Origin of the sequence: Paenibacillus sp. EKM10P, assembly GCF_011800655.1 — a bacterium.
Taxonomy (GTDB): domain Bacteria; phylum Bacillota; class Bacilli; order Paenibacillales; family Paenibacillaceae; genus Paenibacillus; species Paenibacillus polymyxa.
In genome coordinates this window covers 33,293-49,706 of sequence record NZ_JAALET010000006.1, presented here as the reverse complement: position 1 = coordinate 49,706, position 16,414 = coordinate 33,293, and the positions used below count along the sequence as shown (strand labels likewise).

The following is a 16,414-nucleotide window of genomic DNA, read 5'->3' as shown; positions in this document are numbered from 1 at the left end:
AGGGAACGCCTCACTTTCCTGTTTCTTTTACTAACCGAAAACGGCCTTCAGTAGTATCTCGGCTGTTAGGTCCTGTAAAGACGGCGAATTCACCGCTGTCACTGTCAAAGCTCAAATCTGCATGATGATAGCGCAGCTGAGGCTCGGTCACTGTAAATTCCACTTCCCGGCTTTCGCCTGGGGCAAGCAGGATTTTGCAGAAATCTTTCAGTTCCTTCATTGGGCGAACCGTATCACCGCTGATATCACGGACATAGAACTGAACGGTCTCCTCGACTGGACGTGTTCCTGTGTTCGTTACCTGCACTCTAACGGTCAGTTCTTGACCGGGAATAAGAGTATCGCCTGAAAGTTGTAAGCTGTCATAGGCTACATCGGTGTAGCTCAGGCCATAGCCGAACGGGAATAAAGGTTCGTTCGGTACGTCTAGATATTGAGACACGTAGCGTTCTGTTGTGTTCGGATCTAACTGCGGACGTCCAGTATTAAAATGATTGTAATACACTGGCACCTGTCCGACCGATTGCGGGAAGGACATCGTCAGACGACCCGTAGGTTCAGCATCACCGTATAACAAATCGGCAATTGCCGCGCCGCCTTCGCCACCAGGGAACCAGGCTTCCAGTACAGCGTCTGCTTCTTCAATGACGCCGTGCAGATCCAATGGACGACCATTAAACAGTACGGCTACCATGGGCTTGTTCAGTGTCTTCAGGCGTTTCACCAATTCCAATTGAGCCTGCGGCAGGCGAATATTTGAACGGCTGCCTGCTTCACCACTCATATCTGGGCGCTCGCCAAGCGCTAGTACGATGATCTCTGCTTGACTGGCAGCATGCAGAGCTTCTGCATATTGCTCCTCTGTTATGTTGTCTACAGAGCATCCTGCCGCTACCGTGAGCAGCGAGGAGGATATTTTCGATTGGAATCCATCAACAACACGAATGGCTTCCTCTTGTGAACCGCTCCATGACCAAGAGCCCAGAATATCGCCGCTCTCTGCAAAAGGTCCGATCAATGCAACATGTTGATTGCGATTCAATGGAAGCACAGAATCATTTTTGAGCAGCACGCATGATTTAATGGCTAGTTCTTTAGCAACCGCACGGTGGGCTTCGCAGAATACCACTTCACGTTCACGCTCAGGGTCTGCGCCGCGTAGCGGATTCTCGAACAAGCCCAGCTTTTGTTTGAGCTTCAATATACGCATCACGGCTTCATCAACGAGCGCTTCATCCAGCTGTCCGCTGCGAATCAACTCAGGCAGGTGCCCATTGTAGCAGGAGGTCATCATTTCAATATCTACGCCTGCCAGCAATGCTTTTTTTGCTGCCTCCCGTTCATCCTCGGCGATGCCGTGAGGAATAAGCTCTTTGATCGCGGCCCAATCCGAAATGAGCACACCGTCAAAACCCCATTCATCACGAAGCAGATCACGCATCAGGCGCTTGTTGCCCGTTGCCGCTACGCCTTCTACGGTATTGAAGGACGTCATCACCATTTCGCAGCCTTCATCTAAAGCAGCTTTGTAGGAAGGGAGATAATACTCTCGCAGCTGCCATGCAGATACATCTACGGTATTGTAATCACGTCCACCTTCACCGGCTCCATAAGCAGCAAAGTGCTTCACGCATGCGGCTACCCGCTCGGTATCATTCGTCAGATCATTACCCTGAAATCCGCGCACAAACGCACGGGCAAATTGACTGTTGAGATAAGGGTCTTCCCCAGTAGATTCCATTACACGACCCCAGCGTGGGTCACGTACCAGATCGACCATAGGAGCGAATGTGACGTGAACACCGGATACGGCTGCTTCCCGAGCAGCGATAGTAGCACTCTCTTCTGCAAGTTCCATATTCCATGAGCAACCCATAGCCAGCGGTATAGGGAAAATCGTTTTGAAGCCGTGTACAATATCTGCCATAATTAAAAGCGGGATACCCAGACGGTTTTTATTCAAATGAGCCTGCTGAACACGAATTGCTTCCTGGGCTCCTGCAAGGCCGAGCACGGAACCAACGTTGTGAACCGTCTGCTCTGTGATGCCGAGAGAAGCCATAGGCCCAGTAATTTGGCCCTCTGTACCCGCTTCTTCAAAAAAGCCACCCACAAGCTGAAGCAGTTGGTCAACTTTTTCTTCAAGAGTCATGTTTTGTAAATACGAATTCAGGTGTTGTTCCATCATAATCCTCCGTAAGCTGTTTGGTTGGTAAAACAGCTCTCTTTTTCAGATTCATGAGATTTTTGGGATAAAGTTGATTCAAAAAAGTGCTGAACAGGCTAATAGCTAGTATAGAAGCATAATCTTCTGTTGTATTATTAATCGAAACGTTTCTATTGTTGGACTCAGTTGGATTATATACGCTTCCAAATGGAGAGTCAAATGCAAAACGGGAGTTTTTTATAGGACAAATAGCGTAATAAAGATTGAAATAAATGAAAAAGAGATGCGATTCCAAGTAAATAAAAAATAATATCCCTATTGAATACGGTTTCAATTTGTTCTATAATGACTATCGAAACGTTTCTATTGATGAGTATGGTCCTTAGGCTTTAAACATAATTGTTATAACGGTATGCTTTAACTGCTATATATTTGCATGTATCAGGATTTTGCAAAATTCGATTTCAGTCGCTCCAAATTGCAATATTTGGACATTGGAAGTCGCTTATTGAATTTTTGCAAAATTCATGTGCTTGAATCCGTTATCATATTGCATGATCGGTAAACTGATCATCTCGGGAGGAATTCGTATGATGAAAAGAACATTGGGAATCATTTTGGCAAGCACCTTATTACTGGGGGGTGCGCTGGTAGGCTGTTCATCCAAGGATGATTCGTCGGGCAAAGATGCAAATGGCAAGACGACCATCACCATGTGGGGAATGGGAGCGGAAGGGAAGTTGCTGCCTGAAATTGTAAAAGATTTTGAAAAAGAAAATCCAGATATTCACGTTGATGTACAGGCGTTGCCTTGGGATAACGCTCACGACAAATTGCTCACGGCGGTTGCCTCAAAATCAGGTCCAGATGTTGTCCAGCTCGGTACATCATGGGTGCCGGAATTAGCATCTGCGGGTGCACTAACAGACATCACGCCTTACATCAGCAAATACCCTGAGCTTGAAGCGAAAAATTTCTTCAAGGGCGCTGTGAGTACGGCTCAATTTGAAGCTAAACCGGTCGCCGTACCTTGGTACACTGAAACGCGAGTTTTATTCTATCGTTCGGACCTACTGAAACAGGTTGGATACAATGAAGCACCTAAAACGTGGGAGGAACTGTCCGATGCTGCTCAAAAACTAGCAGCTCGGGGTAAAGGCAAATATGGTATCTCCTTTAGTGCAAAGGAGCAGTCTATGGGCTTTATGTTTGCTCTCCAGAACGGTTCCAAGCTGGTTGACGAGCAGGGCAATCCGCTATTCAACCAAGCACCGTTTGTAGATGCTGTGAAGTATGTAAATACCTTTTTCCAAAATGGCTCTAACGCAGTGGATATTGGAATTGATTCCGTTCAAGGTTTGCAAGGCGAGGGGATCGTTCCAATGTTTATCAGCGGTCCTTTCATGATTAAAGAAATCAAGAGCAAGGCACCAGAACTGGAAGGCAAGTGGAATATTGCGGAGCTTCCTGGCAAAGTAAACAACCTATCCGTTTTGGGTGGAGCCAACCTTTCAATTATGAAATTCAGCAAGCACCCAGAGGAGTCAGCCAAATTCCTGGCTTACATGAGCAAACCAGAAACACAACTGAAATGGATGGAGCTGTCCAGTAACTTGCCTGCGACTACTAAATCGTGGGAAGATGCCAAACTGAAGAGTGATCCGATGCTTCTGACGATTCGCAAACAGCTGGATCATTCCGCAGCATTGCCGCAACTGGCTGCATGGGAAGAGGTTTCTCAACAATTTATCAAGAGCTTTGAGCGTATTTACCGCGGTCATGCCGATGTACAGAAGGAAATGGATGACTTTAATCAGCAGGCTGCAAGTATAATGAAAAAATAATGATCCATATCCGTCATTGTCAAAGGGAGTGAAGGCATGAAAGGAAGCTCGCAGAAGCTTGCGCCATACTTGTTTATCGGTCCCTCCATCATCCTGTTAACGCTGTTTTCATTATTGCCGATACTACTGGCGCTCGTGATCAGCTTCACGGATATGGATCTGTCCGGACTCGTTAATTATGAAAGTATTCGCTTTATAGGATTGGAAAATTACACGAACGTGCTTTTGGACCCTTCCTTTTTGAAGTCCATTGGGAATACGTTGTTCTTTGTTATCATTGGCGTTCCGCTGGTGCTGATATTTTCACTCAGCATCGCGATTCTGATTAACATGGGTAAATCACGTGCTTTCAAAGTATTCCGCGTCGTGTTCTATCTGCCGTCCGTAACGAATGTGGTTGCGGTCGCAGTGGTTTGGAGCTATTTGTATAATCCGACGCTTGGATTATTCAACTACGTACTTGGTCTGGTGAATTTGGGTCCCGTCCCATGGCTGACCGATCCAACAGTAGCGAAAATTTCGCTGATTGTGTTAGCGGTTTGGCGGGGCATCGGTTTAAACATGATTATTTTTATTGCGGCTATTAAAGGGATTCCGGGCTCTTATTATGAAGCTGCACAGCTTGACGGGGCCAATACATGGCAGCAGATTCGTTATATTACACTTCCGCAGCTTCGTTACGCTATTTTCTTCGTGTCCATCACGACGATGATCGGCTGGCTGCAATTTTTCGAGGAACCTTTTGTCATGACCAAAGGGAAACCGCTGGACGGCACGCTGACGGCATCCTTGTTCATTTACAATAACGGCTTCCAATTTAGTAAATTCGGGTATGCCGCGGCGGGATCGTTCATTCTGTTCTTCGCGATCATCGCGGTAACGCTGATTCAGTTCCGTTTGCAAAATAAAGCGGAGTCCTGATAGAGAGAGGTGATGAACGTGAAAACAGCTGTTCAGCAAGCCCGCGCCAATACGCGCAGTGGTGAAAAAACATTTCAATGGTTCGTGGCGATTCTCCTGACTGTGGGAGGTCTGTTGATGGTGCTGCCTTTTGCGTGGATGATTTTATCCTCCTTTAAGACAGAGGGTGAGGTAACCAAAATTCCTCCAACCATCTGGCCGGAGCATTTTACACTGGATAATTTTAAAATCCTATTCGATAGCATGGCGTTTGGAACCTATCTGACGAATACGCTGATCATTGTCTTAGCTTCCTTCTTTGGATTATTCCTTAATGCCATGGCGGGCTATGGTTTTGCCAAATTCCAGTTTAAGGGCAAAGGCTTTCTATTCTATCTGGTGCTGGCAACCATGATGATTCCAGGTCAAGTGACGATGATTCCCGTCTATTTGATTCTGAATCAGATGGGGTTGACCAATTCCATGCTGGGGATTGTGCTTCCTGGATTGGTGGGCGCGTTCGCGATCTTCCTCTTCCGGCAGTTCATGTCCGATATCCCGGAAGAACTGCTGGAGGCGACACGACTTGATGGAGCAGGGGAGTTCCGCACTTTTTTACAAATCGTGCTGCCCATTTCGACGCCGATTATTGCGGTACAGGCGATCCTGACCTTCATCGGTGGATGGAACAGCTTCTTATGGCCGCTCATTATTGCGAACGATGAGAAGCTGTACACCTTGTCCGTAGGTTTATCACTGCTCAAGGGACAGAACGAAAGTCAATTTGCCCTGCAAATGGCGGGCTCGACCTTTATGGTTGTTCCGATTATGATTATCTTCATTATTTTCCAAAAGTATATTATCGAGAATTATACAATTTCGGGAATTAAGTAGGGGTATAGGGTGAAAGCAAGTTTAGTCACCAGAACGAGTAGCGGAGCTTCTCTTTAGGAGAGAAGCTCCGCTTTTTTGCTTTACATGGATATATTTATATATGAGTTAGACAATATTGATGGGATAATGTACGAATTTTTCGTTTTAGTCTGTAAATCCGGGTCGTTGTCGCCGTAACTGAAATATTATATTTTTCAGCGAGGAAGGAAACAGGCAGTTGTTGACAAAAGTAATCCTGATAGAGCGTATATTCAATGTTGGAAAGCTGCATCAGTATGCTAACAATCACCGTATCCACATCTTCCAGCTTTTGATTCTCCCACTCCTCCTCTACCGAATTCGAAAAACCACATATTTTCTCACATTCAAGCGTAGTTTCATGCTTTCTTTGCGTATAGTAGCACCTAAATGATTTATATATGAGATTCCTAGCCGTAAGGTACAGCCATCCCTTAACATTGGGGTGATGCTTGAGCTTGACCAATTGCTGTCTTGCCGCTACAAAAGTATCTTGTGTACATTCTTCTGCCATAAATTTAAAACAAGATTGATTCTTGATTAAATGCATACAGAACCGATATACCTCACTCAGATACAGTTCACAAATTTTTTTGTAAAAGCATCTGGAACTACCTCTGCATTGATCCTCTTTGCAACAGTCAGTAACCATCGTGGTCGGCATTTGTTCAAGCCCCCTTTGGACGGATAAAAAGATAAATGACTTTTACATGTTCCAATCGTATACATTAATACCAATTTTGAAGAATGACAAAAATCATATTTAATCTCGCAAATGTGGAATTACTAGAACAGTTAAGAGATATTTTAAGGTGATTTTGATTCCGATACGGAATTAGTTAATAGGGGGAGAGGGCGCACCAGCTGAAGGGGGAAAAGGATGAAGGATTCTGTAGTATACAAACACTTGGCAGCAACCTTTAAACCTCATTTGAAGACAGTCGTGATCATTGTGACATGTCTCATCGTATCAGCGGGCTTGAATATATTGTTGCCTTTGACAAGCAAGACTATTGTAGATCAAGGTCTCTTGAAAGGAGATATGCGGGCTGTAGTCCTGTACACTTCTGCTGCGTTCTTCATCGTTTGCTTGGACAAGCTGCTGAATGTGTGTAAAGAATTCTTTCGGGCAGGCTTAAGCGCACAGGTTACTTTTTCCTTATTTGAAAAGGCGTATCTGCATCTGACAAGAGTCCGAATGAGCTATTTTAAACGAACCAACGAAGCTGAACTGTTGAACCAGATTAGTACAGATGTAGGTAATGTTTCAAGGATCACAGATAGTGGAGTGTTTTTTACTATTATGCAGGCGTTCAGTATGATTGGTGGTTTATGTGGTCTGCTGCTTATTAGTTGGAAAATGACTGTAATTGTGCTGTGCTTTTTGCCTATCAAATATGTTGTAGTGAAGTATTTTGTGAAGCGCAGAAAAAGACTGGTGGGGGATTTGATTGAAGGCAGCAGTGATTTTGCCCAGTGGTTTGGGGAATCTGTCGGGGGTATGAAGGAGCAGCGGATGTTTGGTCTTATCCCTGGTAAGCATCAGCAATTCTCATCCAAACAGCGGCGAATTGTAGATTCGGAACGGAAACTGTCTCTTCTGGATGCTTGGAATATCGCTTCAGAATCGATTGTAATTCAACTTCTGATGATGCTTGTGTATGTTGTTGGAGCTGATCTTATTTTTCGTTTACAGCTCACTGTAGGTGGTATTTTTGCCTTTGTTACTTACAGTGCTTATGTTACCACTCCCATTTTCGCTATTTTAAACATTGGCTACATGCTGGCCGAAGTTATTCCTTCTGCCGTGCGATACTATCAGTTTTTGGATTGGGCAGAGGAAGAGACATCTAATTCAGTCCCTGTTGCGTCTGTTCTCCCTGAGCCGCCTCCTGAGGACCACATTTCGTTTCATCATGTTTCTTTTTCATATACCAAGGATGAGCCGATCCTATCCGACGTGAACTTTAGGATTGCCCGGGGGGAAAAGATAGCTATCATAGGAGCAAACGGGGCAGGAAAGTCTACGCTCTTGGATTTGATGATGAGGTTCAGCCAGCCTGATCAGGGGATGATCACTTATGACGGCATGGACGTTCAAAGCTATGAAATAGATGAGTATCGAAGTCAGATAGCCTTGGTCAGCCAGCATTTATATTTATTTGATACTACTCTTTTTGAAAATATCCTCTTAGGCACAGAAGTCAGTAATGAAGCGATAGAGGGAATTATCGCGGAGGTTGGTCTGAAAGATTTGGTTCACAGCTTCGCAGATGACTTCCCAATAGGCTCGAATGGCTCCAAGCTGTCGGGAGGGCAAAGACAGAAAATAGCCATGGCCCGGGCATTGGTCAGAGAAGCGCCATTGTATATTCTCGATGAGGCGACTTCCCATTTGGATGTGGCAGGCAGGCTAAATGTCCAACAATTGTTGAAGACCCGATTGCGTGACAAGACCGTAATGATCGTTACCCATCACAGTGAGATATTAGCGCATGTCGATAGAGTTATTTTGTTGGAACGTGGCAAACCACTCCAAATCGGAACACATTCACATTTTATGACCTGTCATACGGAATACAGAGGATGGATATCAGAGAAAGAAGAGGTCCCTATAAAATGATGAAAAAAAACAAACGCTTTCATCGTGTGATTTAACACTATGTAAGGAATTAGTATGGGTGAACACCCGTTTTAATCATATTAAAAAATGAGAGGAGTAGTTTTACATGCGCAAGCTTGTGAAAAGAAGTACGAATGTAGGCGACACGATTGAGGCATTTGGCTGTGGTTGTTCCTGTTATTGTCCTTGCTCCTGTTATTGTGCTGGCAGTTTGACTCGAAGCTCCAATACATCGCGAGAAAGTGACGGTTCTTATCGCAGAGATAATGGAACGGGAATTGGTAATTATTAAGTTTATATTTGTATGGAGGAGCCTGGAAATTGCAGGCTCTTCTGTCCACATCAAAACAGAGTAGGTGTGAATCATGAACATGTGCAAACCTTTTATATACACGTTTCAGACGAGACTCCACCATTATGTATATGATGTAAATACCAATTTAATCTTACGGATTAAAGAGGAGGCTTATCATTTTCTGAATTCGCATTCCAGTTTCGACCTGGATGAGATGGATGCTACACCGGAGTTGCAGCAGTATATCCGTGACTTGTTGGATAACGGATTTTTATCTTCGCAGCGTCCACAGATTATGATGCATCCGAAGACGAAGCACTTGGAGCATATGCTTCAGCATCAGTTGAAGACCCTAACTTTGCAGGTCACTCAAAATTGCAATCTTAGATGCTCTTATTGCGTGTATTCAGGAGGATATGAGAATCGGGGTCATACCAGTCTGATGATGGATTTTGAGACAGCGCGCAAGTGTATAGATTTTGTCATTGATCGGTCAGTGGACAGTGACCGCTTGGACTTTGGTTTTTATGGGGGAGAACCGCTTATTAATTTCCCTTTGATCAAGCAATGTGTTGAATATATCAAGGAGCAGGTAGCATACAGAGATGTGGGTTTTCACTTAACGACCAATGGTACGCTGCTTAATGAAGAGATTTTGGACTTTTTGGATGAGCATCATTTTGTGCTGACGATCAGTCTGGACGGAGATCAGGAGAATCATGACAGAAACAGACGGTTTGCTGTTAACGGGCGGGGCTCGTTCGATACGATCATTGCCAATGTAGACACAATTAAAAGGAATTACCCTGCTCTCTTTGAATGGATCAATTTTAATGTGGTGCTGGATACTCGCAATGATTTTGGTTGCATTAACGACTTTTATACGAACTATGAAACGTTCGAAAGTCTGTACAGTGTGAGGTCTTCCTACATTAATGATGCTTATGTGAAGGATGAAATCTTGTACAGGAATGAATTTATTGAGCAGAGGGGTTATGAGGTTTTTAAAATGATGCTCTCCAAGTTTGGAAGAGTAGATGAAAGCCATGTCTCCAAACTGATTAAAGACTATTATATTCAGATTTATTTCCGAATGTTTCATTATAGAAAGCCTTCGGCGGGGATGCCTATAGAAGCACATCATGGCGGACCCTGTGTGCCCGGTGTTCAACGCCTGTTTGCTGATGTACATGGAAACTTGTTTCCATGCGAACGGGTGAGTGAGCAGTCGGAGGTCGTGCAGATTGGAAAGGTGGACACTGGCTTTGAAATAGATAAAATCAGCCAAATTTTAAATGTAGGGACGGTTACGGAGGATGCATGTAAAGACTGCTGGAACTTCCGTTTTTGTACGCTATGTGTGGCTGTAGCAGATGATCTGCACACCTTGTCTAAAGAAAAGAAGCTGAGTCACTGCTCTGTAGTTAAGAATGATATCAGGCATACCTTACTTGATTTTTGCATGATGAATGAGCTGGGATATGATTTCTCTGAGGATACGATCCTTGATTTTGAAAAAGCATGAGGGGTGTCTCCATGACGAATAAATTAATCATTTTTCCATTTGATTATGAAACGATAGCTCTGGTTAGAAACTTGAACTTATTAGGAAGTTATGGGGAAGTTGTACTTATTTCTTTTCAAGGGTCGGGTATGATCGGGAAAGATGCCTGTGTGGTGGACAAGGGACAAGTAACAGGCCTTATCGTGAAGCCGGTGTCTTGCTTGGAACAGGAATTAGAGAGCTGTGATGACATTTTACTGGTACAATCTAACTTCAAGCTGGATGTAGCTGAGGTGTATCTCCCAGTGATCAAGAAGGCTGGACAACTTGGAAAAAAAGTTATGTTTAATTTCACTTTGCCAGACTCATGTATGGAACTCATTCAGCCCGGTGAGGAGCATGGCTACAAGCTGATTTTAAAAAATACATTTGATGTGCGCACGGAACATATTTCACCACCGGACCCGTCTTCCGCCATACATGATTTTTTTACACCGGTTATGTTTGTAATAGGTCTGAACGAGCGAACCCATAAGCTTAATTTGCAGCTTAACATCCGGCAGAAGCTTGAAGCACAAGGATATCAGGTATCGCAAGTGACATCTAACGGATGCGGAGAGCTGATAGGTGCGCATTCTTTCCCGCAGTTTATGTTTGAGGGCGGGATGACCGAGACGCAAAAGATTATTATGTTTAATCGATATTTGAAAAAAATAGAGCAGAGTGAAAAGCCGGATTTGATACTCGTAGGTATCCCAGGCGGGATTGTTCCTTTTAATAACACATTCACGAATTATTTTGGAGTAACCTCATTTTTGGCATCCCGTGCAGTTAGACCCGATGGGCTGATCTGTTGTCTTCATTATGATGAATATAATCTGAAATACCTGGAGCATGTCAAACAATACATGGAAAATCGCTTTTCCTCTTCATTGCTGGGATACGCCTTGAGTAACAATGTATTCGATAGCTATTCTTCTTCCTCAGTGAATTTGCAATATGCTTCTGTTAATCCTCGTTTTGTGGAAGAGAAAAAACAAGAGTTTTCCAGTTATCCCGTGCCTATACTCAATCTGTCTAGCGATGAGGATATGGGCAAGCTGACGGAGGACATTTTACACTATTTTTCGGTCGATCATCATGTAGCTCAGTTCTAATGGAGGGAAGAATATGAACTTTACTCAGGATGTAACAGAAACACGAGCTAAGCTGGAAAATGTATTTGGGGAACTTTTTAACATCAAAGCGAGCGAGATCAATAAAGAGGCTACTTTATTAGGGCCAGAAATGAGGTTGTTTCCCCGAGATCTGGTATATCTATTATTTGAGGTGGAAAAAAGATTCGCCATCCAAATTCCGGAGGAGCGTATATTGGAAGGGGGGTTGCTTACATATAACAGCTTGTATGAGACGATAAAGGATTGCTTGGCAGTGGAAAAGGAATGAAGGATTTGTGAAAATGATGATAAAACATACAAAAACATACAAAAAAATCCGATATACCTCTAGAATCACTTATTAGAAGAGAATTGGAGGTTTTAGGATGAATGTATCTTTTACATCATCTCACCAATCGCCGTTCCGCACCGCAGATAACAACCGACTTGAACTACGGCATCCACTTTCCGCGCAGGCTGAAAGAAAGAGTATAGGCAAGCCGCAAAACAAGATTATTCAACAATTGACAGAGCAAAAGCAAAATTTAATGGAGAGGCGTTCGGACTATGTAAGTAATGCCCTCAAGCGTGGTCTCGGTCCAGAAGCTGTAAAGGCTGAAATGGAAGAGATCGATAAGCAGATTCAGCAAATTGATGAGAACATTCAAAAACAGTCACTGGAAGAACAAAAAAAGGCCTTAGGCATGGATGAGGACAGTAAAAAAGAGGCTCAGGAAGGTAAAAAGGAACAATATATACCCAAGACTGCTGAGGAACAGAGACAGAATCTGATCACCTATACCATGCATGGTATAGTATCTGCAAACAATGAGTTGAAGAATGCCAAAATAGCTAAAATGGCACAAATCACATTGGGAAGCGAGGCTAAGGGCTGGGAAAGCACTAACCCTGCAAAATCAGCGGCTTTGCGTGAGAAGGCAGAAGGGCTTGACGGAAAAATTATGGGAATCGCTGCGAGTATTAATGAGCGCATCAGTGAAGCCGCGAATAATGCACCGACGATGACTGAACGGGATGAGCCAAAGGATGAGAAGGAGGTAAGTCCAGAGGCCGGCAGAGTGTGGACTGAACAAGAAATCAATGCCTACCAGGATTCGGCTAAAAAAGAGGAGAAGGCTGCAGGTACGAACGTAAATATTGCAGTCTGATCCAGTTATTTTGCGTATAGTACACGAACTAGGAGGGTGCTTATAGACGAACGCTAACGTTCGTAGAGGCACCCTCCTCTTACTTAATGAAATGGAACAGAGCAGTGAGAACCATTTCGCGATCCGAAGGAGGAGGGGGAGAAACAATGAATGCCAAGATCCATGTAGCCATCATTGACGATGGGGTGAATGCTGACTTCCTGAACTCTCATTTATTATACGACGTCGAAATAGCGCATGGGGGCGCAGAAGATGGGCGTAGCTTAAATCACGGTACGCTGTGTGCTGCTATTGTACAAACGTATTTCCCGGATGCGATGATTAGCAGTGTGAAAATAATGAACGATAGAAAAGGAAATGCGGTGCAGCTTTGTGCCGCACTGGATTGGTGTGTAAAGCATGGGGTACAGGTAGCGAATATGAGCCTGGGAAGCATAAAGTATCGGGATCGAGAAATGCTGCGAGAAGCTGTAAATGATGCAGCTAGAGCAGGACTGATTATGGTATGTGCTGCACAAAACGGGGGGCTTCTTACTTATCCGGCTTCTTTTGCTAATGTGATTGGAGTACGCTGTGACCGAAGCGGCATACTTATGGTAGGGCAATATACATATGATGCTGAAAAAGCTTATTCAAGTGGTATTGAATTTACCGCTTTTGCCAGACATGAACTGGTAGATTCAACGGGAGGGATTGTGCGCTGCTCCAATTGCAATAGCTATGCCACTCCATTCGTTACGGCCCAGGTGTGTAAAGCTTTGCAGCAGTCCAAGCATGTTCCTTCTATAGAGAAGCTAAAATATATACTGTATGAGAATAGCTACCGTCCGATACAGGATACGGATTTACCTGTAATCCAATACAAACATCCAGATTGGATACGACGTGCACATGTGTTTAAGGGGGAGGGTGTAGTTGGCTCGGTAGCACCTTATTATTTTCAGACCCCATATGAAGCCCAAATTCCTCGCACAAAAGTAGCTGCATTCATCGAACAAGCGATCCTCCGGGAGCAGGAGCAGCAGCCGGATTCAGCCTTTAGCACGGGAAAATGGAGTGGGGATCTGACAGATACGATTGTCTTGCTGGGCACAATGGAACCAGAAGAGTTGCAGGAAGTGGAGCAATTGGCTGTGCGTTATAGAAAACATGTCGTTTATATCTCTACAAGTCAACGCCACACTCCTGCCCCGCCTTTTTTATCTGACCATTTGCGCTGGTGGCAGCAAGAGGATCATTTCTTTATAAAGCAGGAGGAGACGATTGCGATAGAAGCTTCTCACATTCCGCTTATTTGCATGTATTATAGCAAGGAGTTTGATATCCTATATTTTTTGCATGTGCTGAGAGATTTCTTTGCCCGAGATGGATATCAAAGCTGGATCGTGGTAGACCAGCCTACCGCTATGCTGCATGATATGGAGTATTTGCCTCTTAAAGCTGCAATCCATGGATTACAGGCATTAATAATCGCTGCCGGGGCAATGGCTTATAGTGCGTATACGGATATTGCCATTTTCTGCGTAGAGGCTCAGCATATTTCAAATTGGAGCAAAGAGCAAGATGTATCAGGGGTTGATATTGAGCTTTCTGTGATATCTGTAGCAGAGGCTGACAGCATTCAAATCTCTATACAGACAGAGCAGCGATATTCGCAAGAATGGGTTTTTCCGGAGTTAAACGAGGGAGATATAGGTCGTTTTTATACAAGTTTAGAGCAGCTACTGGTAAACTGATATATAAAATACGTAACCAAATACTTATCGTTTAATATTATTTGATTAATATATATATTAAGTATTTAATAATAATATTGACTATGTTAATTATGGTGTGTTATATTGAAAGCGTTAATAAAATGGCTTGTTAGCTTTAGGTACAACAAATTTTATTTTCGCATTCAGAGAGGATGGTTTAGGTGGCAGCAGCTGTAAAAGCAAAGATGATCGTAGACAAGTCTTTTCGTATTGCTGAAGTCGATAAACGCATTTATGGTTCTTTTGTAGAGCACCTCGGGCGTGCTGTATATGGTGGTATTTATGAGCCTACTCATTCAACCAGTGATGAAAGCGGTTTCCGAAATGATGTTAAAGAACTGGTAAAAGAACTAGATGTTCCTATTATACGCTATCCGGGCGGTAATTTTGTATCCGGTTACAATTGGGAGGACGGCGTTGGCCCTGTCGCATCCAGACCTAGACAGTTAGAGCTGGCGTGGAGAACGGTCGAACCGAATGAAGTAGGGACGAATGAATTTTTTAAATGGGCCCAGGATGTTGGCTCCGAAGTAATGATGGCGGTAAATCTGGGTACGCGTGGTATTGATGCGGCGCGTAATTTGGTGGAATATTGCAACCATCCAGGAGGCTCCTATTGGAGTGATTTACGTCGTAGTCACGGTGTAGAGCAGCCACATAAGATTAAAACCTGGTGCCTTGGCAATGAAATGGACGGTCCATGGCAGATTGGTCACAAGACAGCAGAGGAATATGGTCGTCTGGCTGTAGAATCTGCAAAAGCTATGAGGCTGATTGACCCTGACATTGAACTTGTATCCTGTGGGAGCTCCAGCTCCACGATGCCGACGTTCCCGGAATGGGAGGCAACCACACTGGATCATACGTATGAGGTAGCTGACTATATTTCCCTGCACCAATACTACGGCAACCATGACAATGATACGGCTAATTATCTGGCACGTTCTATGGACATGGATCATTTTATTCGTACAGTCATTTCGACTTGTGATTATATCAAAGCGAAGAAACGCAGCAAGAAAAAAATGATGCTCAGCTTTGACGAATGGAATGTGTGGTACCACTCCAATGATGCGGACAAAAAAATTGATCCATGGTCTGTGGCACCACCGCAGCTTGAGGATATTTACAATTTTGAAGATGCATTGTTGGTCGGCAGCATGTTGATTACGTTCCTGCGTCACGCAGACCGTGTAAAAATGGCTTGTATGGCTCAGCTGGTCAACGTTATTGCACCAATCATGACCGAAAATAACGGAAAAGCGTGGAAGCAAACGATCTTCTATCCGTATCTCCATGCCTCTCGTTATGGTCGTGGGATATCGCTGATGCCTGTAGTGGACTCCGAAAAATACGACTCCAAGGACTTTACAGATATTCCATATCTGGATAGTGCTGTGGTTTATGATGAAGAGGGAGATGCGCTGACGGTCTTTGCAGTAAACCGTCACTTGTCTGAATCGCTGGAGCTGACGGTAGATGTACGCAGTTTTGAGGGTTACCGCATTGTCGAGCATACTGTGCTGGAGCATGATGATCTCAAAGCGACCAACAGCCCAGCTGGTGAAAAGGTTACGCCTCATAACGGTGGCAATGCGAAGCTTGAAGACGGAATTGTAAAAGCTCATCTGGGTAAAGCCTCGTGGAACGTGATCCGTCTTGCTAAGTCTCATTAATTCTCTTTCTAAAAGGAACGCACTAGGCTATGCCTAATAAGTCCGCATTCTCTCTTGTAAGGCTACTACAAGAGCAGGAATGCGGGCTTTTTGTATAAAATGAGTCATTTGTCCCTCCATTGATCTAGTGCTCGAAAGGAAGAGATAAATTTAATAAATATTATGTTTATTCCTAAATTTAACTAGGTAAAGATGATCCTTATTCACTAAGTATTCGTGCTTTATTCATTTTTGTGAAGTTAATTAGACCCAGGTCCGACATTCCCGGGTGAAAAAAGACCCTGTTATACCGTTGTCAATGAATTGATACCTGAAACGAGGGTGTGTAATCCGACTTGAATCCACGTTATACTTTAAAAGATAGCTATTTTGAAAAAAAGATGGCTGTAGCATTTCGAGAAAGGAATGAT

General features: G+C 43.9%; 13 protein-coding genes. 11 read left to right on the top strand and 2 right to left on the bottom strand.

Going from position 1 to position 16,414, the window contains the following annotated elements; translation table 11 throughout:
• Positions 1–10 precede the first annotated feature (10 nt).
• Positions 11–2,185, bottom strand: a complete 2,175-nt coding sequence (gene bglX / locus HFE01_RS16030; protein ID WP_181955930.1) for a beta-glucosidase BglX — start codon at positions 2,183–2,185, stop codon at positions 11–13.
• Positions 2,186–2,757: 572 nt separating this feature from the next.
• Here bglX and HFE01_RS16025 point away from each other — a divergent pair.
• From HFE01_RS16025 to HFE01_RS16015, 3 genes are read left to right on the top strand one after another with little or no spacing between them, the layout of a single operon-like run.
• Positions 2,758–4,011, top strand: a complete 1,254-nt coding sequence (locus tag HFE01_RS16025) for a sugar ABC transporter substrate-binding protein (protein WP_025363775.1) — start codon at positions 2,758–2,760, stop codon at positions 4,009–4,011.
• Positions 4,012–4,047: 36 nt separating this feature from the next.
• Positions 4,048–4,932 carry a carbohydrate ABC transporter permease gene (locus HFE01_RS16020; RefSeq protein ID WP_016820227.1) on the top strand — a complete coding sequence of 295 codons (885 nt, stop codon included), beginning with the start codon at positions 4,048–4,050 and terminating at the stop codon, positions 4,930–4,932.
• Between the two features lie 18 nt (positions 4,933–4,950).
• Positions 4,951–5,805, top strand: a complete 855-nt coding sequence (locus tag HFE01_RS16015) for a carbohydrate ABC transporter permease (RefSeq protein ID WP_013368987.1) — start codon at positions 4,951–4,953, stop codon at positions 5,803–5,805.
• Positions 5,806–5,899: 94 nt separating this feature from the next.
• Here the strand turns inward: HFE01_RS16015 and HFE01_RS16010 are convergent, their stop codons facing one another.
• Positions 5,900–6,475: an RNA polymerase sigma factor gene (locus HFE01_RS16010; RefSeq protein ID WP_260631837.1), complete on the bottom strand. Its 576-nt coding sequence runs from the start codon at positions 6,473–6,475 to the stop codon at positions 5,900–5,902.
• Between the two features lie 228 nt (positions 6,476–6,703).
• Between HFE01_RS16010 and HFE01_RS16005 the strand changes: the two genes are divergently transcribed.
• The 8 genes from HFE01_RS16005 to arfA all read left to right on the top strand — a co-directional run bounded on the left by HFE01_RS16005 (position 6,704) and on the right by arfA (position 16,004).
• Positions 6,704–8,446: an ABC transporter ATP-binding protein gene (locus HFE01_RS16005; RefSeq protein ID WP_107734470.1), complete on the top strand. Its 1,743-nt coding sequence runs from the start codon at positions 6,704–6,706 to the stop codon at positions 8,444–8,446.
• Positions 8,447–8,552: 106 nt separating this feature from the next.
• The gene (locus HFE01_RS16000) at positions 8,553–8,738 is read left to right on the top strand and encodes a CLI_3235 family bacteriocin precursor (protein ID WP_080561119.1); all 186 of its coding nucleotides are present in this window, start codon (positions 8,553–8,555) and stop codon (positions 8,736–8,738) included.
• 73 nt (positions 8,739–8,811) lie between these two features.
• Complete coding sequence (gene ccpM / locus HFE01_RS15995) at positions 8,812–10,266, top strand: Cys-rich peptide radical SAM maturase CcpM (protein WP_243208203.1); 1,455 nt, start codon at positions 8,812–8,814, stop codon at positions 10,264–10,266.
• Between the two features lie 11 nt (positions 10,267–10,277).
• On the top strand, positions 10,278–11,402 hold the full coding sequence (locus tag HFE01_RS15990; RefSeq protein ID WP_107734472.1) for a TIGR04066 family peptide maturation system protein: 1,125 nt from the start codon (positions 10,278–10,280) through the stop codon (positions 11,400–11,402).
• 13 nt (positions 11,403–11,415) lie between these two features.
• Entirely contained in the window at positions 11,416–11,691 is a 276-nt protein-coding gene (locus HFE01_RS15985; RefSeq protein WP_019685874.1) for a peptide maturation system acyl carrier-related protein, read from the top strand.
• Between the two features lie 97 nt (positions 11,692–11,788).
• A complete protein-coding gene (locus tag HFE01_RS15980; RefSeq protein ID WP_167438547.1) occupies positions 11,789–12,571 on the top strand; it encodes a muscle M-line assembly protein unc-89 Uncoordinated protein 89 in 783 nt (260 codons plus the stop codon).
• Between the two features lie 146 nt (positions 12,572–12,717).
• Complete coding sequence (locus tag HFE01_RS15975; RefSeq protein ID WP_107734474.1) at positions 12,718–14,307, top strand: S8 family serine peptidase; 1,590 nt, start codon at positions 12,718–12,720, stop codon at positions 14,305–14,307.
• Between the two features lie 182 nt (positions 14,308–14,489).
• Complete coding sequence (gene arfA, locus HFE01_RS15970) at positions 14,490–16,004, top strand: arabinosylfuranosidase ArfA (RefSeq protein ID WP_016820228.1); 1,515 nt, start codon at positions 14,490–14,492, stop codon at positions 16,002–16,004.
• The last annotated feature ends 410 nt before the right edge of the window (positions 16,005–16,414 follow it).